This window comes from Rubrivirga marina (assembly GCF_002283365.1).
GTDB classification, from domain to species: domain Bacteria; phylum Bacteroidota; class Rhodothermia; order Rhodothermales; family Rubricoccaceae; genus Rubrivirga; species Rubrivirga marina.
This window is the reverse complement of the sequence record NZ_MQWD01000001.1, coordinates 2,083,886-2,108,455: the sequence shown is the minus strand read 5'-3', so window position 1 is coordinate 2,108,455 and position 24,570 is coordinate 2,083,886. Positions and strand designations below refer to the sequence as shown.

Sequence of the window (24,570 nt, the reverse complement as noted above, 5' to 3'; positions counted from 1 at the left end):
TCGGTCCCTGGGCGACCTTAGGCACGGGAAGGTCGCAGACCCACCCAAGGCGATTCCCTAGAGCCTGGGGAGGTCGCGGACCGTCCGCTCGCTGTCGACGTCGCCGGTGTGCTTCGTCGTCGCGGGTTCGAACAGGACCACCTCGGCGGTCGGCTCCGCCACCGGCCGGTGCTCGACGCCACGCGGGACGACCACGATCTGGCCCGGCCCGAGCACGGCGTCGGGCGCGTCGCGGAACTCGATCCGGAGGCGCCCCGAGACGACCCAGAACAGCTCGTCCTCGTCGGCGTGGTCGTGCCACACGAAGGCGCCCTCGAGCTTCGCCAGCTTGACCTGCTGGCCGTTGAGATCGGCGACGACGTGGGGCGTCCACGTCGCGTCGAACTGCGAGAGCTTGGCGGCGAGGTCAATCGGGGTCATGGGCGCTCGGCGAGCCGTTCGAGCCGCGCCCCAACCCGCCCCCGGAGCCACGGAATCCACCCGACGGCGGTGAGGAGACCCAGAAGCACCGAGGTCGCGGCGACCCGCCACGCCCTACGGCGCACAATCACGGCGAAGCCGACGACAAACCAGGTGGTCAGTACGAGGAGTACGAGGTAGGCGAACGCCATGATCTCAAGCGGCTTGGGCCGGCAGGGTACGGCCGGAGTCCTCCGTCGGTTCGTAGGCGAGGACCGGTGAGAGCCACCGCTCGATCGCTTCGACCGACATCCCCTTCCGTGCCGCGTAGTCTTCGACCTGGTCGCGCCCCAGCGGGCCGACGTTGAAGTAGGACGCGTCGGGGTGCGCGAAGTAGATGCCGCAGACGGTCGCGGGCGGCGTCATGGCGAGGTGCTCGGTGAGGCCGGCGCCCGTGTGGTGATCGGCGTCCAGGAGGTCGAAGATCGTGACCTTCTCGGTGTGGTCAGGCTGGGCCGGGTAGCCCGGTGCCGGTCGGATGCCGCGGTAGCGCTCGCGGAGGATCTCCTTGTCCGACAGGTCCTCGTCGGGCGCGTAGCCCCAGGCCTCGCGACGAACGTGAGCATGCAACCACTCGGCGAGGGCCTCCGCCAGCCGGTCGGCGAGCGACTGGGCCAGGATGGCGCGGTAGTCGTCGTGCGCGGCGCGGGCCTCGGCCGCCAGCGCCTCGGCGCCGTGGATCGTCACGACGAACGCGCCGAGGTGGTCGCCCTCGGGCGCGACGAAATCGGACAGCGCGCGGTTGGGCTTGCCGGGCGTCTTCTGCGTTTGCTGGCGGAGCGTGTGGAGCGCGACCTCGCCCGCCTCGGTGTCGAGGCGGAGGTCGTCGCCGTCGGCGCGGGCCGGGAACAGGCCGAAGACGGCCTTGGGCGTGAGGCGCCCGTCGCGCTCGATCTCGTCGAGCAGCGCCTGCGCGTCGTCGTAGAGCTTGCGGGCCGTCTCGCCCTTGTCGGGGTCGTCGAAGATCTGCGGGTACGAGCCCCGCATCTCCCAGGCGATGAAGAACGGCCCCCAGTCGATCCACGAGCGGAGCTCGCCGACGCTCGCCTCGACCGGGTGGACGCCGAGGTCGTGCGGCACGGGGAGGTCGGTGAACTCGACCCGCTGAGCGTTGGCGCGCGCCTCCCCGATCGAAAGAATCGTCTGCGTCCGCTGGCGGGCGGCGTAGCGCTCGCGAACGTCGGCGTACTCGTCGGCCACGCCCTTCGCGTAGGCGTCGCGGCCCTCCCCCACGAGCGACGACACGGCCGGGACCGACTTCGACGCGTCGAGCACGTGGACGGCCGGGCCCGAATAGTGCGGCGCCACCTTCACGGCTGTGTGGAGCTTCGACGTCGTGGCCCCGCCGATGAGGAGCGGGAGCTTGAGCCCAGCCCGCTCCATCTCCTTCGCCACGTGGACCATCTCGTCGAGCGACGGCGTGATGAGCCCGCTCAGCCCGATCGCGTCGACGGCGTGCTCGCGCGCGGCGTCGAGGATCGTCTGCGACGGGACCATCACCCCGAGGTCGATCACGTCGTACCCGTTGCACCCGAGGACGACGCCGACGATGTTCTTGCCGATGTCGTGGACGTCGCCCTTGACGGTCGCCATGAGCACCTTCGTCCGGGCCTTCGCCTCGACCTGCTCGGCCTCGATGTAGGGCGTGAGGTACGCCACGGCCCGCTTCATCACGCGGGCGCTCTTGACGACCTGCGGGAGGAACATCTTGCCCGACCCGAACAGGTCGCCGACGCGGTTCATGCCGGCCATCAGCGGCCCCTCGATCACGTCGAGCGGGCGGTCGAACTGCTGGCGGGCCTCCTCCGTGTCGGCCTCGATGTGGTCCGTGATGCCCTTGACGAGCGCGTGGCTCAGGCGCTCCTCGACCGGCGCGTCGCGCCACGCGGCCGTCTTGGCCTCCGCGGCGGCGTCCGGTTGGCGGTAGGACTCGGCGAGGTCGACGAGGCGCTCGGTCGCGTCGTCGCGGCGGTCGAAGAGGACGTCCTCGACGGCCTCCTTCAGCTCGGGGTCGAGGTCGTCGTAGACCGCCAGCTGGCCGGCGTTGACGATCCCCATGTCCATCCCGGCCTGGACCGCGTGGTAGAGGAACGCCGAATGCATCGCCTCGCGGACGGGCTCGTTGCCGCGGAACGAGAACGAGAGGTTCGAGACGCCGCCCGAGACGCGCGCGTGGGGCAGGTGCTCCTTGATCCACCGCGTCGCCTCGAGAAAGTCGATCGCGTAGCGGCGGTGCTCCTCAAGGCCCGTCGCGACGGCGAAGATGTTCGGGTCGAAGACGACGTCCTCGGGCGGCACGCCGACCTCCTCGGTCAGAATCCGGTAGGCCCGCTGGCACACCTCGATCCGGCGCTCCAGCGTGTCGGCCTGGCCGTCCTCGTCGAAGGCCATCACGATGACGGCGGCGCCGTAGTCGCGCGCCCGCTCGGCCTGCTGGCGGAAGGCGTCCTCGCCCTCCTTCATCGAGATCGAGTTGACGACCGGCTTGCCGGGCACGCACTTCAGCCCGGCCTCGATGACGTCCCACTTCGACGAGTCGACGACGACCGGGACGCGGGCGATGTCGGGCTCGGCCATCGCGAGGAGCAGGAACCGCTGCATGGCCGCGGCGCTGTCGAGCATCCCCTCGTCCATGTTCACGTCGACCATCTGCGCGCCAGCCTCGACCTGCTGCGCCGCGACGCTCAGGGCCTCGTCGTAGTCGTCCTCCTTGATGAGCCGGGCGAAGCGGCGGGAGCCCGTCACGTTCGTCCGCTCGCCGACGTTGACGAAGTTGGTCTCGGGGCGGATCGTGAGCGTCTCGAGCCCGGCCGCCCGGAACGTCCGGGTCGGCTCGGAGGCCACCCGAGGCGGGAGGTCCCGGACGGCCTCGGCGATGGCGGCGATGTGGTCGGGCGTCGTCCCGCAGCACCCGCCGACGAGGTTGAGGAGGCCCTCCTCGGCATAGGCGCGGGCCTGCTCGGCCATGAAGGCCGGCCCCTCGTCGTAGCCGCCGAGCTCGTTCGGCAGCCCGGCGTTCGGGTAGAGGCTGACGTAGGCCGGCGTCGCGGCGGCCAGCTCCTCCAGGAACGGCCGCATCTGGGCGCTCCCCAGCGCGCAGTTGAGCCCGAACGACAGGAGCTCCGGCGCGTGGGCCAGCGACGTGTGGAACGCCTCGACGGTCTGCCCCACGAGCGTCCGCCCCGACTGGTCGACGATGGTGCCCGAGATCATGACCGGCGGAAGGCTCCCGGTCGCGCGGCGGTGCTCGCGGAGGGCGACGACGGCCGCCTTCGCGTTGAGCGTGTCGAAGATGGTCTCGACCAGGAGCACGTCGGCCCCGCCGTCGACGAGCCCGCGGATCTGGGTCGCGTAGGCGTCCTTCACCTCGTCGAAGGTGACGGCCCGGAAGCCGGGGTCCTCGACGTCGGGCGAGAGCGAGAGCGTCCGGTTCATCGGCCCGATCGAGCCGGCGACGAACCGCGGCCGGTCGTCGGTCGAGGCCGCCTCGGCGGCGTCGCGGGCGAGGCGGGCGGCGGCGACGTTGAGCTCGTAGGCGAGGTCCGAGAGGTCGTAGTCCGCCAGCGAGATGGCCTGGGCGTTGAACGTGTTCGTCGAGGCGACGTCGGCGCCGGCGGCGAAGTACTGGCGGTGGATGCCGGCGATGACGTCGGGCTGCGTGAGGCAGAGGAGGTCGTTGGCGCCGGCCAGGGACCCGGGCCAGTCGGCGAACCGGTCCCCCCGGATGTCGGCCTCGGTGATCCCGGCGCGCTGGATCATGGTGCCCATGGCCCCGTCGAGGACGAGGATCCGGCGGTCGAGGAGCGGGCGGAGCGTGTCGAGCGTCGTCATGGGTCTCAGGGGGAGGCCGCAAGCTAGGAGCCCCCGGCGCCGACGGCGTGGGGAGTCCTTACGAGTCAGCAGCGCCGGAGTGGGGCCGGCTCACGTGCAGGCCCAGCCGAAGGTGAGCACGTCCGCGTGCTCGGGGCACCGCGTGAGGTGGCCCGTCCCCATGTCACCGAAGAGGATGGGCAGCGTGTCGTCGGACACGATCTGGAAGACGACCCGCATCTCCGTCCCGCAGCGCGGGCACGCCGGGCGCTCCGGCCCCTGGATCCAGGTGGGCCACCCCGCGAGCTTGTCGCGCTCGACGAGGCCGTGCCGATACACCTCGTCCCAGACCTCGTCCGGCAGGCTCAGCTCCGGCGCGTCCTCCGGCACCGGGAGGTCGTCGACGGGCCGCCAGCCGACCACGCGACGCGGCGGGAACGGGTCGGCGAGGTCCGGGACGGCCTCGCTCCCCTCCCCGTCGGGGACCACGCGGCGAGCGACGACGGAGGCCGAAAACGGGAAGAACGCCTCGCAGTCGACCTCGCAGAGCGGGTCCTGCGACGTGCAGTAGAAGAGCTGGACGAGCCCCTCGCCGACCTCGCCCCGGACCGCCTCGGGCAGGTCGTCGGGGTTTAGTTGGAGGAGGAGTTGGAGCGACCGGCCGCAGTTCGGGCACGCCGGCCACGTCTCGTCGGCGGGGATCCAGGCCGTGCCACCGAGCTTCGAGGCCGTACGCGGGCCGTCCTCCTCGGCGGTCTCGGGCAGCCACGCGGTGCGGACGTACGGTTGGAGCGCGGCGGGGACGTCCATGTCGGGGGGAGGAAAGGGCGCAGCGTCGACGCCGAGCCCGGCCGGAAAGTGCCCGAGGCGGACGACGTCAGAGGCCGAGCGCCTTTCGGAGTCGGTCGCCCCGGACCGTCACCGACGGGACCACAATGACGTCGTCGTCGCCAGCCAGCGGCGAGGGACTGTAGAACACGCCGATCTCGGGGCTGACGGCGAGGTCCGGCCACCCGAACCGGCCGCCCACGACGAGGCCGAGCGCCGGCGTCGTGTCGAGCGCGTCGCCGGAGAACGGCGTGAGGTCCTGGAGCCGGAGCGCGCCGTACGGCACCACGCGCGGGGCGCCATCGATGGGGCCGGGCGACGCGACGACGGTGGCCTCGAGGTGGAGGTGGCTCGCGCCGATCACGCCCGCCCCCACGATCAGCGATGTCCCGGCGTCCCCTCGGATCGGGCCCGTGAGCCGTCGCTTGTAGGTCGCCGTGAGGCTGCCGAGGCCGATCAGGCGGACGCCGACGTCGGACCGCTCGTCGAGCCCGAGGCGGGCCTCGTTGCCGAGCATCAGAGCCGCGCCGCCCGGCTCGTCGTCGCGGTCGAGGTCGCGGCGCCCGGAGGCGATCTGGAGCATCGCGCTCGGCTCGATTTCGCGCGGGGCGACGGTCGCCGGGGTCGACCCGACGGTGTACGGCACGCACCCGGCGAGCCCGACCAAGGCGAACACGATCAGCAGGCGGACGGGCATCGGACGGGGGGATCCGGAGGGAGATGCCAAGCTATGGCCGCGCGCCGGCCGGCACCCACGCCTCCAGCGGCCCTCGGCGAACCCTCAGCCGGTCCGCCACGAATGGGTCATGGCGCTCCTCTTCCCCACGCCCCACCTTTCCATATCCCTCGTTTCTTTCCACCTCTCTCTTGTGCGCGGTCCTGCAACTGGCCGTTCCTTCGCGGCGCGACCTCCACGCAACCGTCGGCCACCGCCCCCGTAGGGCGATCCGCCGAGCGCTCTGCACCTCGCCTCACCCGCCGTGCCGTTCGCGACAGCGAAGTGCAACCAACCTCGATCGACACAACTCTCTAACGGTGCTCCCGTTGGAGGCCAGACTCCCCCGCGTCCCCCATGTCCCTCCGGTACCCCCCCCTCCTGCTGGCCTTGCTGATCGCCGCGCCCGCGTTCGCTCAGCCCGGCGCTCGCCCCCAAGGCGCCGTCACGGCCACCATCGTCGACGACGCCACGGGCGCCCCGCTCCCGCAGGCCACGCTCGCCCTCTACGCGCTGCCCGACACGTCGTTTGCCACCGGCGGTGCCGCGGATGTCGACGGGGCCGTGTCGATCGACCCCGTCCGGCCGGGCCGGTACGTCGCCCGCGTCAGCTTCATCGGCTACGACATGCGCCCGCTCGAAGCCTTCGAGGTCGCGGCCGGGGCGCCGACGGCTCTCGGAGAGGTCCGGCTGAGTGAGGGCGCCGAGGTGCTCGGCGAGGCCGAGGTCACGGCGCGGCGCGAGTTCGTCGAGCAGCAGGCCGACCGGACGGTCTACAACGTCCAGGAGCAGGCCGTGACGGCGGGCGGGAGCGCCATCGAGACGCTCCAGACGCTCCCCTCGCTCGAGGTCGACACGGACGGCAACATCTCGCTGCGGGGCAACCAGAACGTCGTGATCCAGATCGACGGGCGGCCCGTCCCGGTGCGGGGGGCCTTCCTCGCGGCGCTCCTCCGCCAGATCCCGGCCGAGAAGGTCGAGCGCGTCGAGGTCATCCCGAACCCGTCGGCGAAGTACGAGCCCGACGGGATGGGCGGGATCATCAACATCGTGCTCGTGGAGGGGACCGACCGCGGCCTCTCCGGCGGCCTCACGTTCGGCGGCGGGACCGAGCTCTCGGGCCAGCTCGGCGCGAACCTCTCCTACCAGTCGGGGGCCTGGGACACGAACCTCCAGTACGGCTACCGCTACGGTGAGCGCCAGACGACGTTCACGACCGAGACGCGCGAGCTCGACGGGGCCTTCGCCGTGTACCAGCTCGGCGACAGCGGCAACGACGAGAGCTCGCACTTCCTCAACGGCTCGGCGACCTACGACCTCGGCGAGAGCACGACGCTCACGGCCGAGGGCTCGTTCGGCTTCCGCGACGGCACGACGAATGGCCTGACGACGTTCGAGCGGACGATCGGCGGGGGCTCCCCGGTCGAGACGTTCCGCGACATCGACAACGACTCCGACGGGCTCAACGGCGACGCCGCGCTCGTCTTCCGGCGCCGGTTCGAGAACGCCATGGACAGCGGTGGTGGCGCGGGCGGCGACGCGGGCGGCGGCCGGATGCGGATGGGCGGCTTCGGCGGCTCGCGCGGCGGCGGCGGCGCCCAGAGCGACCACGAGCTGGCCATCGAGACCCGCTACACGCACTTCGAGAACGGCGGCCTCGGGCTGTTCCTCGACTTGGCCACCGACGACGTCCTCACGGGCGTCCAGTCGCAGACGACGGACCAGATCAACGACGAGGCCTCGTTCCAGGTCGACTACACGCGGCCGGTCGGGCCGCTCAAGCTCGAGCTCGGCACGAAGGCCTCGGCCGAGTGGGTCGCCAGCGACAGCGAGTTCCTCTCGGGCGACACCCGCGACGACCTCGAGATCGACCCGAACCAGACCAACGCGTTCGACTACGACCGCCAGATCGTCGCGGCCTACGTCCAGGGCGCCCGCCCGCTCGGGCCGTTCCAGGCCCAGGTCGGCCTCCGCGCCGAGTACGCCCAGCGCAACTTCGACCTGCTCACGGAGCTCCCCGAGGAGGCCAACCCGTTCATCGACCCCGACGCCGAGACGTCGCTGAGCTACACGAGCCTCTTCCCGAGCGCTTTCCTGACCTACGCCCTCGAGCCGGGCACGCTCGTCAAGGGCTCGTACTCGCGCCGGATCCAGCGGCCGCAGACGTTCTTCCTCAACCCGTTCCCGGACCTCTCCGACACGACGTTCGTCCGCACCGGCAACCCCGGCCTCCGGCCTGAATACACCGACTCGTACGAGCTCACGCTCCAGTACAAGTTCTTCGCGACGCTCACGCCGTTCTACCGCCGGACGACCGACTCCATCACGCGGCGCGTCTCGACCGACCCGGAGACGGGCGTCGGCCTATTCACGATCGCCAACCTCGACACGGAGACGAACTACGGCGCCGACCTCACGTTCTTCGGGCAGTTCGGCCCGCTCCGCGGGTTCGTGTCGGGCAGCGTCTACCAGGCCGTCCTCGCCGACGCGACGCCGGGCACGGACGAAGTCTCGGCCCTGTCGCACAACGCGCGCGCCAGCCTCCAGTGGGAGGTCCGCGACGGGACGAACCTCCAGGGCTTCGTGTTCTACAACGGCGCCCAGCCGTCGGTCGACGGCGAGCGGAAGGCGTTCGCGTTCTCGACGATCGGGCTGAACCAGCGGATCACGGAGAGCATCCAGCTCGCGGCCCGCGTCAACGACCCGTTCGGGCTGGCCAAGTTCGAGTTCGAGACCAACGACGGCCGCGTCTTCCGCGACACGTCGTTCGACCCGGCCATCCGCCAGGCCTCGTTCACGCTGACGTACACGTTCGGCTCGAACCAGAACCGCCCGCAGCAGCCGCAGCAGCCCCAGCAGGGCGGCGGCATGGACGACGGGTTCGGCATCTAGCGCCGAACCATGGATCCGATGGGCGCCGAGCAGAGACGACTTCTGCTCGGCGCCCTCCCGTCATTCAGGCGGCTGACCGTACCGATTCGGCCCCGGCTCGCCTGGGAGCACGAGCCAGTAGAGCAGAAGCAACCCGACGATGGGCACGAGGCCGAGAGCGACGAGCAGACTGCTCCGCCCGGTGTCGTGGAGCCGCCGGGCGACGGCCGAGAGGGCCGGAAAGAACGAGACGGCGAGGTAGAGCGCGACCACGGCGCTCCCGGCGATCCACCCCATGCCGCTCCACCGCCCGACGACGGCCGAGGCGACCACCAGTACGCCCATCACGAGCGTGTGGACGAGCACGAAGCCCCACAGCTCGGCCCGCGACGCGCGCCCGTCGAAGTCGGCGAAGGCGGCGAGGACGTGGAGGTAGGCGGCGGCGGGCGTCACGGGTCTGGGCGAGCCCCCGAGGATACCTCCCGCCCCTTCCGCCTCGGTACCGAGGCGGGCTACTCCGTGCCGAACAGGCGGTCGGCCTCGGTCGGGTTCTCGACCCAGTCGGCGACGAAGACGTTCGTGTCGCGGCTGTCGGCGCGGTCGCCGCGGCGGTTCGAGGCGAACACGAGGCGCGTGCCGTCGGGCGAGAACATCGGGAAGGCGTCGAACGTGCCGGAGAACGTGACGCGCTCAGGGGCGCCTCCGTCGAGGCCGACGAGGAACAGGTCGAACTCGCGGCCGCCCTCGGCGAGCGTGTGGTGGTTCGAGGCGAAGAGGATCCGCTCGCCCGACGGGTGGAAGAACGGGGCCCAGTTGGCGCCCGGGAGGTCGGTCACCTGGCGGGCGTTCGAGCCGTCGGCATCGGCGACGAACAGGTTGAGCGCGCCGGGCTGGACGGCGTCCTGCGCGAGGAGCGCGCGGTAGGACTCGGCGTCGGCGCCGGTCGGGCGGGAGGCGCGCCAGACGATCTTCGAGCCGTCGGGCGAGAAGAAGGCCCCGCCGTCGTAGCCCAGCGTGTCGGTGAGCTGGAGGAGGTCGCCCGTCCCCGTGTCGTAGCGCCAGAGCTCGAGGTCGCCGGAGCGCGTCGAGGTGAAGATCACGTACCGGCCGTCGGGGCTGACGGTCGCCTCCGCGTCGTAGCCCTCGCCGCCGATCAGGACCTCCAGGTTCCGGCCGTCGGCGTCGGCGACGTAGATGTCGTAGCTGGGGAAGATGTCCCAGACGTAGCGGCCGGTCTGCGACGCGGCCGTGACGGGGCAGGCGTCGCCGCCGGGGTGCGTCGAGGCGTAGACGATCCGGTCGTCCGAGAGGAAGTAGCCGCAGGTCGTCCGGCCGCGGCCCGTGGAGACGAGCTCGGCGCCGTCGCCGTCGCGCCCGGCGCCCTCGGCGACGGACATCACGAACTGCTGGTCGCAGCCCTGGGGGTTGATCGCGTCCCAGTCGCTCTGGAAGATGAGCGCGGCGCCGTCGGGGCTCCAGTAGGCCTCGGCGTTGTTGCCGCCGAACGTGAGCTGGCGGACGTTGCGGAGGTGGACCTCGCCCGGGAACCGGAGGCTGTCGGCGGAGGCGACGTAGTCGGGGCCGTCGTCGGCGGGGGTCGGCGCGCCGGTGATGGGCTGGTCGGCCTGGGCGGCCGCGACGGCCGCTTCCGTGTCCTCCGCCAGCCGCGTGTTGGCGGTCTGGCAGCCGGCGAGAATCGTGAGGCCCGCGAGGGCGAGGAGGAGCGGGAGGCGCATGGGAACCGGGAATGGGAGCGTCCGTGACACGCCAGCCTACCGCGCCGAGGTGGCCGTGTGCCGGCCGAGCTCCCCTATTCCCCCTTTCTCGACACCATGAACGCGCCCGCGAGCCCCCCGCTCGATTTCCAGACCGACGTCGTCGAGGCCAGCCGTGAGCGGCCCGTCCTCGTGGACTTCTGGGCGCCGTGGTGCGGCCCCTGTCGCGTGCTCGGGCCGATCTTGGAGACGCTCGCCGCCGAGGCCGGCGGCCGGTGGACGCTCGCAAAGGTCAACACGGACGAGGCACCGGGGCTGATGCAGCAGTTCGGCATCCGCGGCATTCCGGCCGTCAAGCTGTTCGTCGACGGCGCCGTGGCGGCCGAGTTCACGGGGGCGCTCCCCGAGCACGTCCTCCGCCAGTGGCTCGACGAGCACCTCCCGTCCCCCGCTCGCAAGCACGCGAAAGCCGCCGAGGCCGCGTGGGAGGCCGGCGACCGGGACACGGCCCGCGCGGAGTTCGAGGCGGCTCTCGCCGACCCCGAGGCGGAGGCGGCCGGCTGGGCCACGGCGGCCCGTACCCGCCTCGCCCGCCTCCTCGTGTTCGACGACGGCTCCCGCGCACGCGACCTCGTCGGCGATCTCCACACGCCCGAGGGCGAGGCGGTCCGCACGGTCCTCGACGCCCTCGACCGCGACCCGGCCGCGCTCCCTGACGGCCCCGCCCGCGAGCCCGTCGCCGACGCCCTCCGCGGGCTCCAGTCCGGCGACCTCGACGCCACGCTCGCCCGCCTCATCGACGCCATCCGCGCCGACCGTTACTACGACGACGACGGCGCCCGAAAGCTGGCGGTCGCTCTCTTCCAGACGCTCGGTGAGGACCACGCCGTCTCCAAGACGCACCGGCCGGCGTTCAACACGTCATTGTACTGAACGCGCGGGACGCGCTGACCACCGGCGACGGGCCGGGGACCACGGGAGGACGCTTTTACCGAGGCAGGCCACCCCTGCCCGCCTCGGTGGTTCGACCGACTGCCTGAGACGGGAGCAGGACGCCTCCATACCGCCGTCAACCCACGACCAGCCCCCGAACACCGGCGGGCGACGTGGGTTGACGGCCGCCCCTCCCCACTGCTTTGTCCATCGTGTTCGACGTGATCCCCCTCGGGGTCGGCTCCGCCATCCCTACCCGCACGCGGCACCTCGCCGGCGCGCTCGTCCGCCGCGAGGGCCGGAACGTCCTGTTCGACTGCGGCGAGGGGACCCAGCTCCAGCTCGTCCGCGGCGGGCTCGCGCGGGGGCCGCTCGACGCCATCTGCATCACGCACCTCCACGGCGACCACCTCTACGGCCTCCCCGGCCTCGTGACGACGCTCGCGCTTCTCGAGCGGACCGACCCGCTCACGATCGTCGGCCCGACCGGGCTCCGGGACGTCATGAGCGCCATGCCGGGGCTCAAGAACGACTGGCTCCCGTTCGACGTGACCTACCGCGAGCTGTCCGAGGACTTCGAGCACGAGGTCGTGTTCGAGGACGACGCCGTGACGATTGAGGCGCGGCCCATCGAGCACCGCGTGTTCTGCGCCGGCTTCCGGTACCAGGAAAAAACGCGGCCGGGCTCGGTCGACGGCGAGGCGGCGCGGGCGGCGGGCATCACGGAGGGATGGCAGTTCGAGGCGCTCAAGCGGCGCGAGGCCGTCACGCTCGCCGACGGAACGGTGGTCGAGCCGGACGGGCTGGTCGGGCCGCCGCGGCCGGGCGGCGCGTTCGCCTACGTCCTCGACACGACGCCCTGCGAGAACGGCCGGCTCCTGGCCGAGGGCGTCGACCTCGTGCTCCACGAGGCCACGTTCACCGAGGAGCACGGCGCGCGGGCCGCCGACGTCGGCCACTCGACGGCCCGGCAGGCCGCCGAGGTCGCCCGCGACGCCGGCGCCAAGAAGCTGCTCCTCACGCACTTCTCCGCCCGCTACGCCGACCCGGCACCGCTCGTCGCCGAGGCGCGGGAGGTGTTTCCGAACACGCAGGCCGCCGAGGAGCTCCAGCGCTACGAGGTCCGCCGGTAGCGGCAGCGCGCCGGCTCCGCCCGCCTCGGCGCCGAGGCGGGCGGAGCCATGTCCAGTGACGACCCGGTAACGTCCCGTCGACGCTGGGGTATCGGTGAGCATCCGGAAGGCGCGGCGGCCGAGGCGGGCGGCCAGCACCTCCTGCACGTCGAACCGGCCGAGCGGGTCGAGCGCGCGCTCCGCCAGCACGGCGAGGTCGATCACGTCCATGCCGGAAGGTTGACCGCCCGGCACGAGGGAGGCGGATCGCCGGCCGGGGGCCGAGCCGCGCGGAACCGTAGGCGACGGCGGCGGGGTAGCTTGCCTCGTGGCCGATTCCTCCCCCCAGACCTGGCGCCCGCCGAAGGGCCTCGCCCGACGCCTCGGCGCCCTCCTCTGGCCTTACCGCTGGCACGTCGCCGCGGCCCTCGCGCTGACGTTCACCGTCGCGTTCCTCGGCCCGCTCCGCCCCCGCCTCGTCCAGCAGGCCGTCGACGACTTCATCCTGCCCGGCGACGTGCCCGGGCTCATGCGGATCGTCGGCCTCATCGCGGGCGTCCTCGTAGCCGAGGGCATCGCGTACTTCGCGCTCGGGTACCTCACCCAGTGGGTCGGGCAGCACGCGCTCTATGACCTCCGCACGCGCGTCTTCCGGTTCATCGAGCGCCAGCGGCTGGCGTTCTTCGACAAAACGCCCATCGGCACGCTCATCACGCGGGCCACGAGCGACATCGAGGCCCTCGCCGACCTCCTGTCGGCCGGCGCCGTGACCATGCTCGGCGACCTCGCCCGGGTCGTGTTCATCGGCTACTTCATGCTGTCGCTCGACCTCGAGCTCGGCATCGTCGCGCTCCTGGCCCTCCCGCCGATGGTCCTCGCGACGGAGGTGTTCCGGCGGAAGATGCGGGAGGCCTACCGCGAGACCCGGAAGCAGGTCGGCCGGCTCAACGCGTTCCTCCAGGAGCACGTGACGGGCATGAGCGTGGTCCAGATCTTCGGGCGCGAGGCCGAGGAGCAGCGCCGGTTCGAGGCCGTCAACGAGGCCCACCGCGACGCCCACGTCCAGACGGTCTACTACTACGCCCTCTTCTACCCCGTCGTCGACATCATCGCGTCGGCGGCGCTGGCGCTCGTGATCTGGTTCGGCGGGACGGAGGCCATGCGCGAGGCGCTCACGGTCGGGACGCTCATCGCGTTCGTGCAGTACGTCCGGATGTTCTTCGAGCCGGTCCGCAACCTGAGCGACCAGCTCAACTCGATTCAGGCCGCCTTCGCCGCCTCGGAGCGCGTGTTCGACCTCCTCGACGACGACCAGTCGCTCCCCGAGCCGGAGGCGCCGACGCGCCTCCCCGACGGCCGCGCCGCCGGGCGCATCGCCTTCGAGGACGTCTGGTTCGCCTACGAGCGCCTGCCTGCGGAGGAAGCGACGGACGCCACGGAGCCCGAGTGGAACTGGGTCCTCCGCGACGTCTCGTTCGTGTGTGAGCCGGGACAGACGCTGGCGCTCGTCGGCGCGACCGGCTCGGGCAAGACGACGATCCTCTCGCTCCTCCTCCGGTTCTACGAGCCGCAGCGGGGGCGCATCACCATCGACGGCGTCGACGTGAAGGACCTCCCGCTCGCGGAGCTCCGGCGGCAGGTCGGGCTCGTGCTCCAGGACGTCTTCCTGTTCTCGGGCTCGATCGCTGAGAACGTCACGCTCGGCGACCCCGACGTCTCCCGCGAGCGGATCACCGAGGCGGGCCGCCTCGTCGGGGCCGACCGGTTCGTCGACCGGCTGCCGGAGGGCTACGACGCCGAGGTCGGCGAGCGGGGCGCGTCGCTCTCGCTCGGCCAGCGCCAGCTCCTCTCGTTCGTCCGCGCGCTCCTCTACGACCCCGCCGTCCTCGTCCTCGACGAGGCCACGTCGTCGGTCGACACCGAGACCGAGGAGATGGTCCAGCAAGCGGTCGACGTGCTCATGGAGGGGCGAACGGCGCTCGTCGTCGCCCACCGGCTCTCGACGGTCCAGCACGCCGACCAGATCCTCGTGCTCCACAAGGGCGAGGTCCGCGAGCGGGGCGACCACCAGGCGCTCCTGGCGCAGGATGGGCTGTACCGACGTTTGTACGAATTGCAGTACGCCGACCAAGAGCGGGCGGCGGCCTGACGAGACGAACGCGTACCCCACGCCTCCTGCTGGCTTGCAGGTCGCACCGGGGCCTGGCGTCCACGTCGTGGTGCTCGGGGGCGGCAGTTTGGGCTACGCGCCATGTCACCACGGTCCGCCAAGGGCCCCCCTCCCTGCCACCGGGGCGCCCCACCCCGACGGGGCGACCTCGCGTCGCCCTTTCGGCCGGGGCTTGACATCGATCAGTCTGTGCCCTATCGTTTATCGTCGATCGACGATAATGCTGTTCCACCCACCCCCTACCCCATGCTCCCCACGACCCTCTCCCACTGCACCTGCTCCGACCCCGACTGCGATTGCGGCGGCGGGTGCTGCTAGCCTCCGCGCGGCGGCGGGCCCTGCTCGCCGCCGTGCCCGACCTGCGTGCCCGACCTGCATGACCGACACCACGTCCGACGCCGACCTCGCGACCTGGGCCAAGGCCCTCGCGCACCCCGCCCGGCTCGCCATCCTCCGCACGCTCGGCGCGCGGGGCGAGTGCGTGTGCGGCGAGGTTGTCGAGGTCGTCGGGCTCGCCCAGTCGACGGTCTCGCAGCACCTCAAGGTGCTCCGCGAGGCCGGCCTGATCCAGGGCACCGCCGACGGCCCCCGCTCCTGCTACTGCCTCGACGCCGACGCCCTCACGGCCGTCTCCGCCCACCTCGGCGCCTTCTTCGACGGCCTCGACTCCTGCTGCGCCGATGACTGCTGCTGACCCCGTCCGGACGTCCGTCCTTTTCGTCTGCACCCACAACTCGGCGCGGTCCCAGCTCGCCGAGGGCCTCCTCCGGGACCGCCACGGCGACCGCTACGAGGCGTTCAGCGCCGGGACCGTCGCGCGGGGCGTCCACCCGCTCGCGGCCGAGGCGCTACGCGAGGCCGGCATCGACCCGAGCGGCCAGACCTCCAAGACGATCGACGACCTGGGCGGCCGAGCGTTCGACGTCGTCGTGACCGTCTGCGACAACGCCCGCGAGGCCTGTCCGTACGTCCCGGCCCGTGACCGAAATGTCCACCGCGCGTTCCGCGACCCGTCCGCCGTCGAGGGCTCCGACGACGAGCGGCGGGCCGCCTTCCGGTCCGTCCGCGACGAGATCGCGGCGTGGCTCGACGCCGAGTTCGGCCCATGACCCAGACCCTCTCCCCCGCCGCCCCAGACGACTGGCCAGCGATCCGCGCTCTCCTCGACGCGGCCTCCCTCCCAACCGCTGACCTGCAAGAGGACCACATCGACCGCTTCCTCGTGGCGAGCGGTGGAGGCGCCGTCGTAGGGTGCGTGGCGGTCGAACCGTACGGAGAGGCCGGACTGTTCCGCTCGCTCGCCGTGGCGCCCGAGGCCAGGGGGGCCGGCCTCGGCGGCCGGCTGACCGAGGCGGCCGAAGCGCGAGCGCGTGACGCCGGGCTCCGCCGGCTCGTGCTCCTCACGACTACGGCTGCCCTGTTCTTCGAGGGCCGAGGCTGGGTGCCGCTCGACCGCGCCGACGTGCCCGCCGCGGTCCGCCGAGCGAGCGAGTTCACGTCGACGTGCCCGGCCTCGGCGGTGTGCCTGGGCAAATCCCTCTTCCCTCGACACCCCGGGGCACCGAGGCGCGGCACGGTCCGTTGACACCCCCAACGCTCACCCCTGCCATGCGTACCCTCGCCGCCGTCGCCCTCGCCCTGACCCTCAGCGCCTGCTCCGGCGCCTCCATCGACGAGGCCTACGGCCTGCCCGACCCGTTCGAGTGGACCTACTTCCACGGCGAGCCGGCGGACGTGGTCGCCGCCCTCGACGACTCGTTCAACCAGACCGGCATCCGCGTCGAGTCGATCCGCAACGAACAAGAGGGCGTCGTCATGACGATCTCGAGCGCCTCGGGCCGGGCCGACTTCAGCCAGATCCTCGTGCAACCGACCGACGTCGAGGACTACTCCGCCCGCGCGCAGATCTACCCGCAGCGCGACCCGCTCCCGCGCTGGCTCGAGACCCAGGTCTCCGGCCGGATCTAGCGCCCCGAAGTCCGGACTCGGCCGTATCGTACGTCGATGCCCACCGTCCGTCTCTGGGCGTTCGCGGCGCTGGCGGTCCTCGCCGGCTGCCGGAGCGCCGCCCCCCCGTCCGTGTCCGAGTTCGCCCCGCTCGCCGAGGCCGTCGAGGGCGTCCTCGCCCGCCACCCCGCGGCGACGGTCGCCGTGGTCGTCCGCCGCGCCGCGCCCGGCGACACCGTCGCCTACGGCCGCAACGCCGACCGCCCGTTTCACGCGGCCTCGACGATGAAGGTGCCCGTCATGATCGAGGCGTTCCGCCAGGTCGAGACCGGCCTCCGAGCCTGGGACGATCCGGTCCGCGTCGAGAACCGGTTCCGCTCGATCGTCGACGGCTCCGAGTTCGCCATCACCGACGACTCCGACGACGCGCTCTACTCGCGCCTCGGGCAGGACGTCCCGTTCCGCGACCTCGTCGAGCGCGCCATCACGACCTCGTCGAACCTGGCCACGAACCTCCTCATCGACCGGCTCACGGCCGACTCGGTCCAGGCGACGGCCGTCCGACTGGGCGCCCCCGGGATGCGCGTGCTGCGGGGCGTCGAGGACCTCAAGGCGTTTGAGGCGGGCCTCAACAACCGGACCACGGCCGGGGCCCTCGCGACCCTCATGGAGGCGCTCCGCGACGGCCGCGCCGTCTCGCCCGAGGCCGACGCCGCCATGGTCGACGTGCTCGACGACCAGGCGTTCAACGAGATGATCCCGGCCGACCTCCCCGCCGGCGTCCGCGTGGCGCACAAGACGGGCGAGATCACGGAGATCCACCACGACGCGGCCATCGTCTACCCCGAGGGCGCCGCACCGTACGTCCTCGTGATCCTGACCGAGGGGCTCGAAGACCACGCCGAGTCCGCCCGCCTCGGCGCCGAGGTCAGCCGGGCCATCTACGACGTGCTCGTGGGCGACTAGCCGTCGGACGCCGGGATCGCACCGGGCTACGCACCGAGCACGAGCGCCTCCAACTCGGGGAGGGCGGGCGTGGCCAGGGAGCGGTAGGTCGCGCGGAGGTCCGGGCGAAGGGGGCGCACGAACGACGTGGGCGCGAGGAACTGGCAAGCGAACAACGTCCTCGACGCGTCGCGCTCGACCCGGCTGCCGTAATGGAGACACCGCGCGGTGTCCACGACGACGACCGTCCCCTCCGGACCGTCGAGTTGGTGCGTCTGCCCCTCGTCGACGACCGCGTAGACCTCCTCATCCGGCACACGACCGTACTGGTCGGCGCCGTCCCGGAAGAACGTGTACCCCACCCGCTCTCGGACCTCCTTCGACCGCTCGGCTTCGACGACGACGAACGGACCGTCGGTGGGCTTCACCTCGTTGACGTAGACGAGCAGGCGGACTTGCGTTAGCCCCTCCCAATCGCAGTGGTAGAGCTGGCTGTTCGTGAACGAGTCGGTGTTGGGACTCACGGAGTACCAGAGGTCGACATCGTGGAGGATGGGGACGGCGCCCATGTAGGCCGCGATCGCCTCCAGCACCGCCGGCTGGAGCGCGAAGCGGAGGAACGGCGAGTCCAATGTGACCTCCTCTCGCGGCAGGAGCCGCGTATAGAGTTGGGGCTTCGCGGGCGCCACCTTGGCCCGGACGGGGTCCGCGTCGCGCAGGAACGCACGAGCCGCCTCGACGACCTCCGTTGTGTGGGCGAACCGCCCCGGCTCGAACGTCGCGAACCCCTTGCTCCGGTCGACGAGGTCGGACGGGCCGCCCTGCAGCGCGCGCGCGATCTCCGTGCGCCGCGCGAGGTCGGGGGCGTCCCACCGCTCGACCCACCTCGCGTAGCGCTCTCGATCCGCGTCCGTCCCTCCGATGTAGCGACGCCCGATGATTCCGCCCCGCCCGAGCAGCTTCTCAGACACCTGGCGCCGCATCCAGAGGTCAACGCCGCGGCCCTCCGGCTCGGACGCCGGCGTCTGGTGGCTCTGCACGAACATGGTATATCTGGCTGGTGGTAGGAGGCCGGGCGGCCCGGTGACTCCGCGCGTCGCGTACCGCGAGCGACGGAGTCGCCTGCCCACCCGGCGCAGTCGACCTCCGTTCGTTCCGGGGTCGAGCGACTGAGGAATCCTGCCCGCCCCGGGCCACCCGCCAGCCGCCGGGTCAGATGAGGATCAGCCCCGCGATGCCGATGGCGAAGCAGTAGTACGCGAAGTACTGGAGCGACTGGCGCTGCACGAGCACCTGGACCGCCCGGATCGCGAAGATGCCCGACGCGAACGCCACGAGCGTCCCGACCGCCAGCGGCACCGCCTCGACCGTCATCCCGACCTCGATCATGTCGAGCGTCTTGAGGAGCGTGGCCCCGAGCACGACCGGCAGCAGCATCAGGAACGAGAAGTCCGCCGCCTCCTTCCGGTCGACGTTGAGGTAGATGGCCGTGCAGATGGTCGAGCCCGAGCGGCTGATGCCGGGGATGAGCGCGCACGTCTGGGCGATGCCGACGAGGAGGGCCTTGCCCGGGGAGAGGACGCCGTCGGGGTCCGGGCGGAGGCGCGTCAGGAGGAGGAGCACGCCGGTCACGAGGAGCGCGCCGCACACGAACCGCGGGTCGCCGAAGAGGGCCTCGAGCGCCTCCTCGAACAGGAGGTAGCCGATGAACGTCGGGACCATCGTGATGAGGACGTAGAGCGCCACGCGGAGCGACGGGATCGGTCCGCCCGAGGGCTGCGGCTCGTAATCGATCTCGTCGCCGCGCGCCCGCTCGATCCGACCGGGGCGGACGGCCTCGGCCCACGCGCTCGGCGTCGCGAGCGCGCCGGCCGCGTCGCGGAGGATGCGCCAGATCCGGTGCCGGTAGACCACGAGGATGGAGAGGGCCGTCCCGAAGTGGACGAACACCTCGAACGTGACGTCGTTGGCCGCCCCGGTGTCGAGCCCCAGCACGTACTCGCCGAGGACGAGGTGGCCGGAGGACGAGATCGGGAGGAACTCGGCGAGGCCTTGGATGAGGCCGAGGAGGGCGGCTTGCCACCACGTCATGGGAAGAGGGGCTGGGCAGAGGGGCCCGAGAAGCTACGGGCGCTTCTGACCGCCGGCGTCCCACCTCAGCGTCCCCGAGGCGGGGACGGCCAGTCTCCTCGTAACCCAGAGAGGTGGTCTCGGTCCGCCGCCGTCCGGTGTGGAAGCGCTGTCATCCCGGCGTGGAAAAAATTTGTGCCCTCCCCCGTGCCGGGCGTCCTTGCACATGAGAAAAAATGGCGTACATAGCGCCCCCCGACTGGGGCCCGGACCCACCGCGCGTTGTGGCGTGGCGAGGTCCCCCAGGGAGGTCCACGGCGCTCGCCGCCCCGCGCTTTCGTGCGCAGCCTCTTCCGCCCCTGTCTGGTGACCAGAACCACGGTCCAGGCGTGGGGTGGGGAGGCGCCTACCCTCTTCCCCGTTGCCTCATGACCCGTTTGGGTTCTCTCGCCGCCCTCGGCGCCCTCGTCCTCCTGACCGCCTCCGCCGCAGTCGCCCAGTCCGCCGTCGACGCGGCAGGCCTCTACGTCCGCCAGAACGCGGGCCGGCTCGGCCTCGCCGCCGGCGACCTGGACGGCCTCGCCGTCGCTCACCAGTCCGTGAGCCGCGTCTCCGGCGTCACGCACGTCTACTTCCAGCAGACGCTCGGCGGCGTCCCCGTCCACGACGGGATCGTCAACGTCGCCGTCGACCGGGCCGGCCGCGTGCTCTCGGCCAACAGCCGGGCCGTCGCCAACGTCGGCCGCACCGCCCAGGGCGCCCGCGTGCTGTCCGCCGACGCCGCCGTCCGCACGGCCGCGTCCTCGCTCGGCTTCTCGCCGACGCTCGAGGTCGCCCGCGACTTCCGCGGCCTCGGCGAGGGCGTCGTCTTCCGCAGCGACCTCGCCTCCGACGACATCCTCGCGCGGCTCCGGTACGTGCCCGCCATCGGCGGCCCAACGACGCTCGCGTGGCTCGTCGACCTCTCGACGCCCGAAGATCAGCGCCTCTGGCAGGTCGCCGTCGACGCCGGCTCCGGCGCCATCCTCGGCACGGGCAGCCTGACCGACGAGGACCACTGGGCCGCCGACGACCACCTCCCTGAGGGCTGGGCCGTCGTCGCGCCCGTGTCGCCCGCCTCGAGCTCGACGCTCGTCGACCTCGCCCGGCTCACGGGCACGGCCACGATCGGCGCCCAGGCCGGCGTCTCCGGCGCCAGCGCGCAGTACCGCGTCTACGCCGGCGCCGTCGAGAGCCCGAGCCACGGCGGCGACCCCTACACCGACCTCCGCACGCTCGCGACCGGCGTCAACGCGACGGCCTCCCCGCTCGGCTGGCACAACAACGGCTCGACGTCCTTCACCATCACGCGCGGCAACAACGTCCACGCCGGACTCGACCTCCTCGCCCCCGACGGGATCGAGCCGGGGACCGAGGCCGAGGGCGGCCCGAGCCTCCTCTTCGACTTCGCCTTCGACCCGGGCGTCCAGTCGCCCGACGCCTACCGCCCGGCGGCCGTGACCAACCTGTTCTACTGGAACAACATCGTCCACGACGTGGCCTGGTTCTACGGCTTCGACGAGCCCTCCGGCAACTTCCAGGCGACGAACACGACCGGCTTCGGCGCCGGCAACGACGCCGTCAACGCCCAGACCCAGGACTACTCCGGCACGAACAACGCCAACTTCTCGACCCCTGTCGACGGCTCCGCGCCCCGCATGCAGATGTACGTCTGGGGCACCGCGCTCGTCAACGAGATCTCGTTCGGCACGACGACCGACGTCATGAGCGCCGCCGCCTTCGGCGTCCCGTTCCCGACGACCGGCGTCACGCTCGACGTCGCGCTCGTCAACGACGGGACGGCGCTCCCGAACGAGGGGTGCGGCCCGCTCGTCAACGCGGCCGAGGTCGCGGGCAAGTTTGCCCTCGTCTACCGCGGGTCCTGCGCCTTCACCATCAAGGTCAAGAACGCCCAGGACGCCGGCGCGCTCGGCGCGATCGTCATCAACAACGCCCCGGGCAACCCCGGCACGCTCGGCGGCGCCGACGCGACGGTCGTGATCCCGGCCGGCATGATCTCCAACGTGACCGGGGCCGCCCTCGTGGCCGCCCTCCCGACCGCGGCGACCGTCCGGAACCTCGGCCAGAGCGTGCTCAACCGCGACAGCGACTTCGACAACGGCGTCATCGTCCACGAGTACGGCCACGGCATCTCGAACCGCCTCACGGGCGGGCCCGCCACGACGAGCTGCCTCGCCACGAACTACACCGTCGGGGGCGTGCCGTTCACGAGCGAGCAGATGGGCGAGGGCTGGAGCGACTACTACGCGCTCCTCCTCACCGACACGAACACCGACGGCCGCGGGATCGGGACGTACCTCAACTTCGAGCCGACGACGGGCCAGGGCATCCGCCCCTACCGCTACAGCACGAGCTTCGGCACGAACCCGGCCACGTACGACTACATCAAGACGGCCTCGGCGCCGCACGGCGTCGGCTTCGTGTGGGCCTCGATGGCCTGGGACATGACCCGCGCCCTCGTCGACCGCCACGGCTGGGACCCCGACGTCTACACCGGCACCGGCGGCAACAACCTCGCCCTCGCCCTCGTGACCGAGGGGCTGAAGATCCAGCCGTGCCGGCCGGGCTTCGTCGACGGCCGCGACGCCATCCTCACGGCCGACGTGGCCATCACGGGCGGCGCGAACCAGTGCCTCATCTGGGATGCGTTCTCCCGCCGCGGCCTCGGCGCCAGCGCCGACCAGGGCGCCTACTACGACCGGCTCGACGGGACGGAGGCGTTCGACCTCCCGACGTCGTGCAGCACGTCGTCCATGATCATCGACGCCGTCAATGCCCTCAAGGCGTCCGGCGCGATCACGAACGGGCAGGCGACCCAGCTCATCGCCAAGATCACGATCGCGCAGGCGCGGCTCGACGCGGCCCGCCCGCGGCCCGCCATCGCGCTCAACCGCGTCGAGGCGTTCTCGGCGAGCGTCCGGACCATCGGCGTCCGCCGGCTCACGGACGAGGAGGAGCAGTACCTGCTCGACCTCGCCGACGGCTTCACCAGCCGGATCCTGGAGCAGTACCCGGGCACGACGGCGTCGCTCACCGAGTTCGGCGTCACGGCCGGTCTCGAAGCCGGCGACCTCCCGTCCGAGTTCGCGCTTGACCAGAGCGCTCCGAACCCGGCCAGCGGCGGCTCCGCTGAGATCTCGTTCGCGCTGCCGGAGGCCGCGCGCGTCCGCCTCGTCGTCTACGACGTGATGGGCCGCGCCGTCGCTGAGGTCGCCGATGGGCAGTATGCCGCCGGCTTCCACCAGGCCACCGTCGACGTGAGCCGCCTCGCGAGCGGGACCTACGTCTACCGCCTCGAGGCCGGCGACTTCGTCGCCACGCGCCAGATGACGGTCATCCGCTAAGGCCCTTCGGGCCCTGGAAGGCTCATCGGCGGGGCCGGGCGCGTGTCGCTCGGCCCCGCCGTGGTTTGTGCCGGGTCGGTCCGCCTCGGCGCCGAGGCGGGACCGGTCGCCCTCTGTCGGCGGGCTCGGCGCCGGCGGGCTCGCGGAGCCGCGCGACGTCTTGGATCGGCGGCTCGCCTAAGTGACGCTTGGAGTCCCGGCTGAAGTGCGACGGGTCGTTGGACCCACGCGGTACCCCACCGTCGCCGCGTCGAGGTTACCCTCTAGCAGGAGCCGCCGGGCCTCCTGGAGCCGGACCTCCTTCTGGAAATGGAGCGGCGGGATCCACTACAAGCACGCCGAGATCCAGGCGGCGTCGGTCCGGTTCGTCGGCACGACGGCCATCGTGCTCAACACGATCCGGCTCGACGCCGTCGTCGGCGGGAACGAGGTGACGAACCCGTTCGAGGTGACGGAGGTGTATGTCCGCGAGGGCAGTGATTGGACGCTGGCCTCGCTCTCGTTCACCCGGCTCCTGCGGTAGCAGCCCCCGCCCGCCTCGGTCCCGTCACGGGCCCCTCTTCTCCCCCACGCCCCCCTGCCTGACATGGAGACCCGCACCCTCGGACAAGGCCTCGCCGTCTCCACCCTCGGCTACGGCTGCATGGGCCTCAGCATCGGGTACGGCCAGCGGACCGAGACGGCCGAGGCCGTCCGCGTTATCCGCCACGCCGTCGACCGCGGCGTCACCTTCTTCGACACGGCCGAGGTCTACGGTCCATTCGTCAACGAGCGGGTGGTCGGCGAGGCGCTCGCGCCCGTCCGCAACGACGTGGTCATCGCGACGAAGTTCGGGTTCGACGTCGACCCCGAGACCGGCGAGAACCGGGGCGGCCTGAACAGCCGCCCCGGGCACATCCGGACGGCCGTCGAGGGGATGCTCCGGCGGCTTCGGACCGACCGGATCGACCTCCTGTACCAACACCGTGTCGACCCGGACGTGCCCATCGAGGACGTCGCCGGAACCGTGAAGGAGCTGATCGAGGCGGGCAAGGTGCTCCACTTCGGGCTCTCCGAGGCCGGCGTCGACACGATCCGCCGGGCGCACGCGGTCCAGCCGGTGACGGCGCTTCAAAGCGAGTACTCGCTGTGGTGGCGCGAGCCTGAGATCGAGATCGTGCCGGTGCTCGAGGAGCTCGGCATCGGGTTCGTCCCGTTCAGCCCGCTCGGCAGGGGGTTCCTGACCGGCGCCATCGACCCCGACACCGAGTTCGCCGAGGACGACTTCCGGGCGTCGGTCCCCCGGTTCAACAAGGAGAACCGGGAGGCCAACCGGGCCTTCGTCGCCCTCCTCCAGCGGATCGCGGCCGAAAAGGTCGCGACGCCGGCTCAGGTCGCCCTCGCGTGGCTGCTGGCGCAGAGGCCGTGGATCGTCCCGATCCCGGGCACGACCAAGACGCACCGCCTCGACGAGAACGTGGCCGCGGCCGACCTCGCGCTGACCGCCGACGACCTCCGCCGGATCGAGGCGGGCGCGTCCCAGATCAAAGCCGCGGGCGCGCGCTATTCGGAAGACTCTCAGCGGATGATCGACCGGTAGCCCTCCCCGCCT

The 24,570-nt window shown here is 71.9% G+C and carries 21 protein-coding genes; 12 read left to right on the top strand and 9 right to left on the bottom strand.

Annotated elements, in window-relative coordinates:
• Nucleotides 1–57: 57 nt before the first annotated feature.
• From BSZ37_RS08635 to BSZ37_RS08615, 5 genes are all read right to left on the bottom strand, one after another.
• Nucleotides 58–420, bottom strand: coding sequence for a cupin domain-containing protein (locus tag BSZ37_RS08635; RefSeq protein ID WP_095510165.1), 363 nt, complete (start codon nt 418–420; stop codon nt 58–60).
• Nucleotides 417–611 carry a hypothetical protein gene (locus BSZ37_RS08630; protein ID WP_095510164.1) on the bottom strand — a complete coding sequence of 65 codons (195 nt, stop codon included), beginning with the start codon at nt 609–611 and terminating at the stop codon, nt 417–419. Before BSZ37_RS08630 ends, BSZ37_RS08635 begins: the two co-directional genes overlap by 4 nt.
• A 4-nt stretch (nt 612–615) precedes the next feature.
• Entirely contained in the window at nt 616–4,290 is a 3,675-nt protein-coding gene (gene metH, locus BSZ37_RS08625) for a methionine synthase (RefSeq protein WP_095510163.1), read from the bottom strand.
• A 90-nt stretch (nt 4,291–4,380) separates the two neighbouring features.
• Nucleotides 4,381–5,079 carry a DUF1963 domain-containing protein gene (locus BSZ37_RS08620; RefSeq protein ID WP_095510162.1) on the bottom strand — a complete coding sequence of 233 codons (699 nt, stop codon included), beginning with the start codon at nt 5,077–5,079 and terminating at the stop codon, nt 4,381–4,383.
• A gap of 67 nt (nt 5,080–5,146) precedes the next feature.
• Nucleotides 5,147–5,794, bottom strand: coding sequence for a hypothetical protein (locus tag BSZ37_RS08615; protein WP_095510161.1), 648 nt, complete (start codon nt 5,792–5,794; stop codon nt 5,147–5,149).
• 375 nt (nt 5,795–6,169) lie between these two features.
• Here BSZ37_RS08615 and BSZ37_RS08610 point away from each other — a divergent pair, with 375 nt between their 5' ends.
• Nucleotides 6,170–8,704: an outer membrane beta-barrel family protein gene (locus BSZ37_RS08610; RefSeq protein ID WP_095510160.1), complete on the top strand. Its 2,535-nt coding sequence runs from the start codon at nt 6,170–6,172 to the stop codon at nt 8,702–8,704.
• Nucleotides 8,705–8,764: 60 nt separating this feature from the next.
• Here BSZ37_RS08610 and BSZ37_RS08605 read toward each other — a convergent pair whose 3' ends face one another.
• The gene (locus tag BSZ37_RS08605) at nt 8,765–9,136 is read right to left on the bottom strand and encodes a DUF805 domain-containing protein (protein WP_179299537.1); all 372 of its coding nucleotides are present in this window, start codon (nt 9,134–9,136) and stop codon (nt 8,765–8,767) included.
• 59 nt (nt 9,137–9,195) lie between these two features.
• Nucleotides 9,196–10,419: a TolB family protein gene (locus tag BSZ37_RS08600; protein WP_095510158.1), complete on the bottom strand. Its 1,224-nt coding sequence runs from the start codon at nt 10,417–10,419 to the stop codon at nt 9,196–9,198.
• Between the two features lie 96 nt (nt 10,420–10,515).
• On the opposite strand from BSZ37_RS08600, the gene BSZ37_RS22795 reads away from it, so the two are divergent.
• The 8 genes from BSZ37_RS22795 (at nt 10,516) to BSZ37_RS08560 (ending at nt 17,526) form a co-directional block, all read left to right on the top strand.
• Entirely contained in the window at nt 10,516–11,331 is an 816-nt protein-coding gene (locus BSZ37_RS22795; RefSeq protein ID WP_095510157.1) for a thioredoxin family protein, read from the top strand.
• Nucleotides 11,332–11,543: 212 nt separating this feature from the next.
• A complete protein-coding gene (locus tag BSZ37_RS08590; RefSeq protein ID WP_245838659.1) occupies nt 11,544–12,464 on the top strand; it encodes a ribonuclease Z in 921 nt (306 codons plus the stop codon).
• A 307-nt stretch (nt 12,465–12,771) separates the two neighbouring features.
• The gene (locus tag BSZ37_RS08585; RefSeq protein WP_095510156.1) at nt 12,772–14,592 is read left to right on the top strand and encodes an ABC transporter ATP-binding protein; all 1,821 of its coding nucleotides are present in this window, start codon (nt 12,772–12,774) and stop codon (nt 14,590–14,592) included.
• 397 nt (nt 14,593–14,989) lie between these two features.
• Nucleotides 14,990–15,307, top strand: coding sequence for an ArsR/SmtB family transcription factor (locus BSZ37_RS08580; protein ID WP_095510155.1), 318 nt, complete (start codon nt 14,990–14,992; stop codon nt 15,305–15,307).
• Nucleotides 15,294–15,722 (top strand): arsenate reductase ArsC, encoded by a 429-nt coding sequence (locus BSZ37_RS08575; RefSeq protein WP_095510154.1) that lies wholly within the window; start codon nt 15,294–15,296, stop codon nt 15,720–15,722. The genes BSZ37_RS08580 and BSZ37_RS08575 overlap by 14 nt, the downstream gene beginning before the upstream one ends.
• Nucleotides 15,719–16,198, top strand: coding sequence for an arsenic resistance N-acetyltransferase ArsN2 (arsN2, locus tag BSZ37_RS08570; RefSeq protein WP_095510153.1), 480 nt, complete (start codon nt 15,719–15,721; stop codon nt 16,196–16,198). The genes BSZ37_RS08575 and arsN2 overlap by 4 nt, the downstream gene beginning before the upstream one ends.
• 23 nt (nt 16,199–16,221) lie before the next feature.
• Nucleotides 16,222–16,581, top strand: coding sequence for a hypothetical protein (locus tag BSZ37_RS08565; RefSeq protein ID WP_095510152.1), 360 nt, complete (start codon nt 16,222–16,224; stop codon nt 16,579–16,581).
• A gap of 36 nt (nt 16,582–16,617) precedes the next feature.
• The gene (locus BSZ37_RS08560; RefSeq protein ID WP_095510151.1) at nt 16,618–17,526 is read left to right on the top strand and encodes a serine hydrolase; all 909 of its coding nucleotides are present in this window, start codon (nt 16,618–16,620) and stop codon (nt 17,524–17,526) included.
• 26 nt (nt 17,527–17,552) lie between these two features.
• Here the strand turns inward: BSZ37_RS08560 and BSZ37_RS08555 are convergent, their stop codons facing one another.
• Together BSZ37_RS08555 and BSZ37_RS08550 are read right to left on the bottom strand one after the other, a co-directional pair.
• A complete protein-coding gene (locus tag BSZ37_RS08555; protein ID WP_095510150.1) occupies nt 17,553–18,551 on the bottom strand; it encodes a hypothetical protein in 999 nt (332 codons plus the stop codon).
• A 166-nt stretch (nt 18,552–18,717) separates the two neighbouring features.
• Nucleotides 18,718–19,596 carry an undecaprenyl-diphosphate phosphatase gene (locus BSZ37_RS08550; protein ID WP_095510149.1) on the bottom strand — a complete coding sequence of 293 codons (879 nt, stop codon included), beginning with the start codon at nt 19,594–19,596 and terminating at the stop codon, nt 18,718–18,720.
• A 416-nt stretch (nt 19,597–20,012) separates the two neighbouring features.
• On the opposite strand from BSZ37_RS08550, the gene BSZ37_RS08545 reads away from it, so the two are divergent.
• From BSZ37_RS08545 to BSZ37_RS08535, 3 genes are all read left to right on the top strand, one after another.
• On the top strand, nt 20,013–22,979 hold the full coding sequence (locus BSZ37_RS08545) for a M36 family metallopeptidase (protein ID WP_179299536.1): 2,967 nt from the start codon (nt 20,013–20,015) through the stop codon (nt 22,977–22,979).
• Nucleotides 22,980–23,184: 205 nt separating this feature from the next.
• Nucleotides 23,185–23,502: a nuclear transport factor 2 family protein gene (locus BSZ37_RS08540; protein WP_179299535.1), complete on the top strand. Its 318-nt coding sequence runs from the start codon at nt 23,185–23,187 to the stop codon at nt 23,500–23,502.
• Nucleotides 23,503–23,565: 63 nt separating this feature from the next.
• Nucleotides 23,566–24,558, top strand: a complete 993-nt coding sequence (locus BSZ37_RS08535) for an aldo/keto reductase (protein WP_095510147.1) — start codon at nt 23,566–23,568, stop codon at nt 24,556–24,558.
• Nucleotides 24,559–24,570 lie beyond the last annotated feature (12 nt).

What these genes read in the sequence shown, in the direction of transcription:
- BSZ37_RS08635 (WP_095510165.1), bottom strand. Translation starts at nt 420, where the DNA reads ATGACCCCGATTGACCTCGCCGCCAAGCTCTCGCAGTTCGACGCGACG.
- BSZ37_RS08630 (WP_095510164.1), bottom strand. Translation starts at nt 611, where the DNA reads ATGGCGTTCGCCTACCTCGTACTCCTCGTACTGACCACCTGGTTTGTC.
- metH (WP_095510163.1), bottom strand. Translation starts at nt 4,290, where the DNA reads ATGACGACGCTCGACACGCTCCGCCCGCTCCTCGACCGCCGGATCCTC.
- BSZ37_RS08620 (WP_095510162.1), bottom strand. Translation starts at nt 5,079, where the DNA reads ATGGACGTCCCCGCCGCGCTCCAACCGTACGTCCGCACCGCGTGGCTG.
- BSZ37_RS08615 (WP_095510161.1), bottom strand. Translation starts at nt 5,794, where the DNA reads ATGCCCGTCCGCCTGCTGATCGTGTTCGCCTTGGTCGGGCTCGCCGGG.
- BSZ37_RS08610 (WP_095510160.1), top strand. Translation starts at nt 6,170, where the DNA reads ATGTCCCTCCGGTACCCCCCCCTCCTGCTGGCCTTGCTGATCGCCGCG.
- BSZ37_RS08600 (WP_095510158.1), bottom strand. Translation starts at nt 10,419, where the DNA reads ATGCGCCTCCCGCTCCTCCTCGCCCTCGCGGGCCTCACGATTCTCGCC.
- BSZ37_RS22795 (WP_095510157.1), top strand. Translation starts at nt 10,516, where the DNA reads ATGAACGCGCCCGCGAGCCCCCCGCTCGATTTCCAGACCGACGTCGTC.
- BSZ37_RS08580 (WP_095510155.1), top strand. Translation starts at nt 14,990, where the DNA reads ATGACCGACACCACGTCCGACGCCGACCTCGCGACCTGGGCCAAGGCC.
- BSZ37_RS08575 (WP_095510154.1), top strand. Translation starts at nt 15,294, where the DNA reads ATGACTGCTGCTGACCCCGTCCGGACGTCCGTCCTTTTCGTCTGCACC.
- arsN2 (WP_095510153.1), top strand. Translation starts at nt 15,719, where the DNA reads ATGACCCAGACCCTCTCCCCCGCCGCCCCAGACGACTGGCCAGCGATC.
- BSZ37_RS08565 (WP_095510152.1), top strand. Translation starts at nt 16,222, where the DNA reads ATGCGTACCCTCGCCGCCGTCGCCCTCGCCCTGACCCTCAGCGCCTGC.
- BSZ37_RS08560 (WP_095510151.1), top strand. Translation starts at nt 16,618, where the DNA reads ATGCCCACCGTCCGTCTCTGGGCGTTCGCGGCGCTGGCGGTCCTCGCC.
- BSZ37_RS08555 (WP_095510150.1), bottom strand. Translation starts at nt 18,551, where the DNA reads ATGTTCGTGCAGAGCCACCAGACGCCGGCGTCCGAGCCGGAGGGCCGC.
- BSZ37_RS08550 (WP_095510149.1), bottom strand. Translation starts at nt 19,596, where the DNA reads ATGACGTGGTGGCAAGCCGCCCTCCTCGGCCTCATCCAAGGCCTCGCC.
- BSZ37_RS08535 (WP_095510147.1), top strand. Translation starts at nt 23,566, where the DNA reads ATGGAGACCCGCACCCTCGGACAAGGCCTCGCCGTCTCCACCCTCGGC.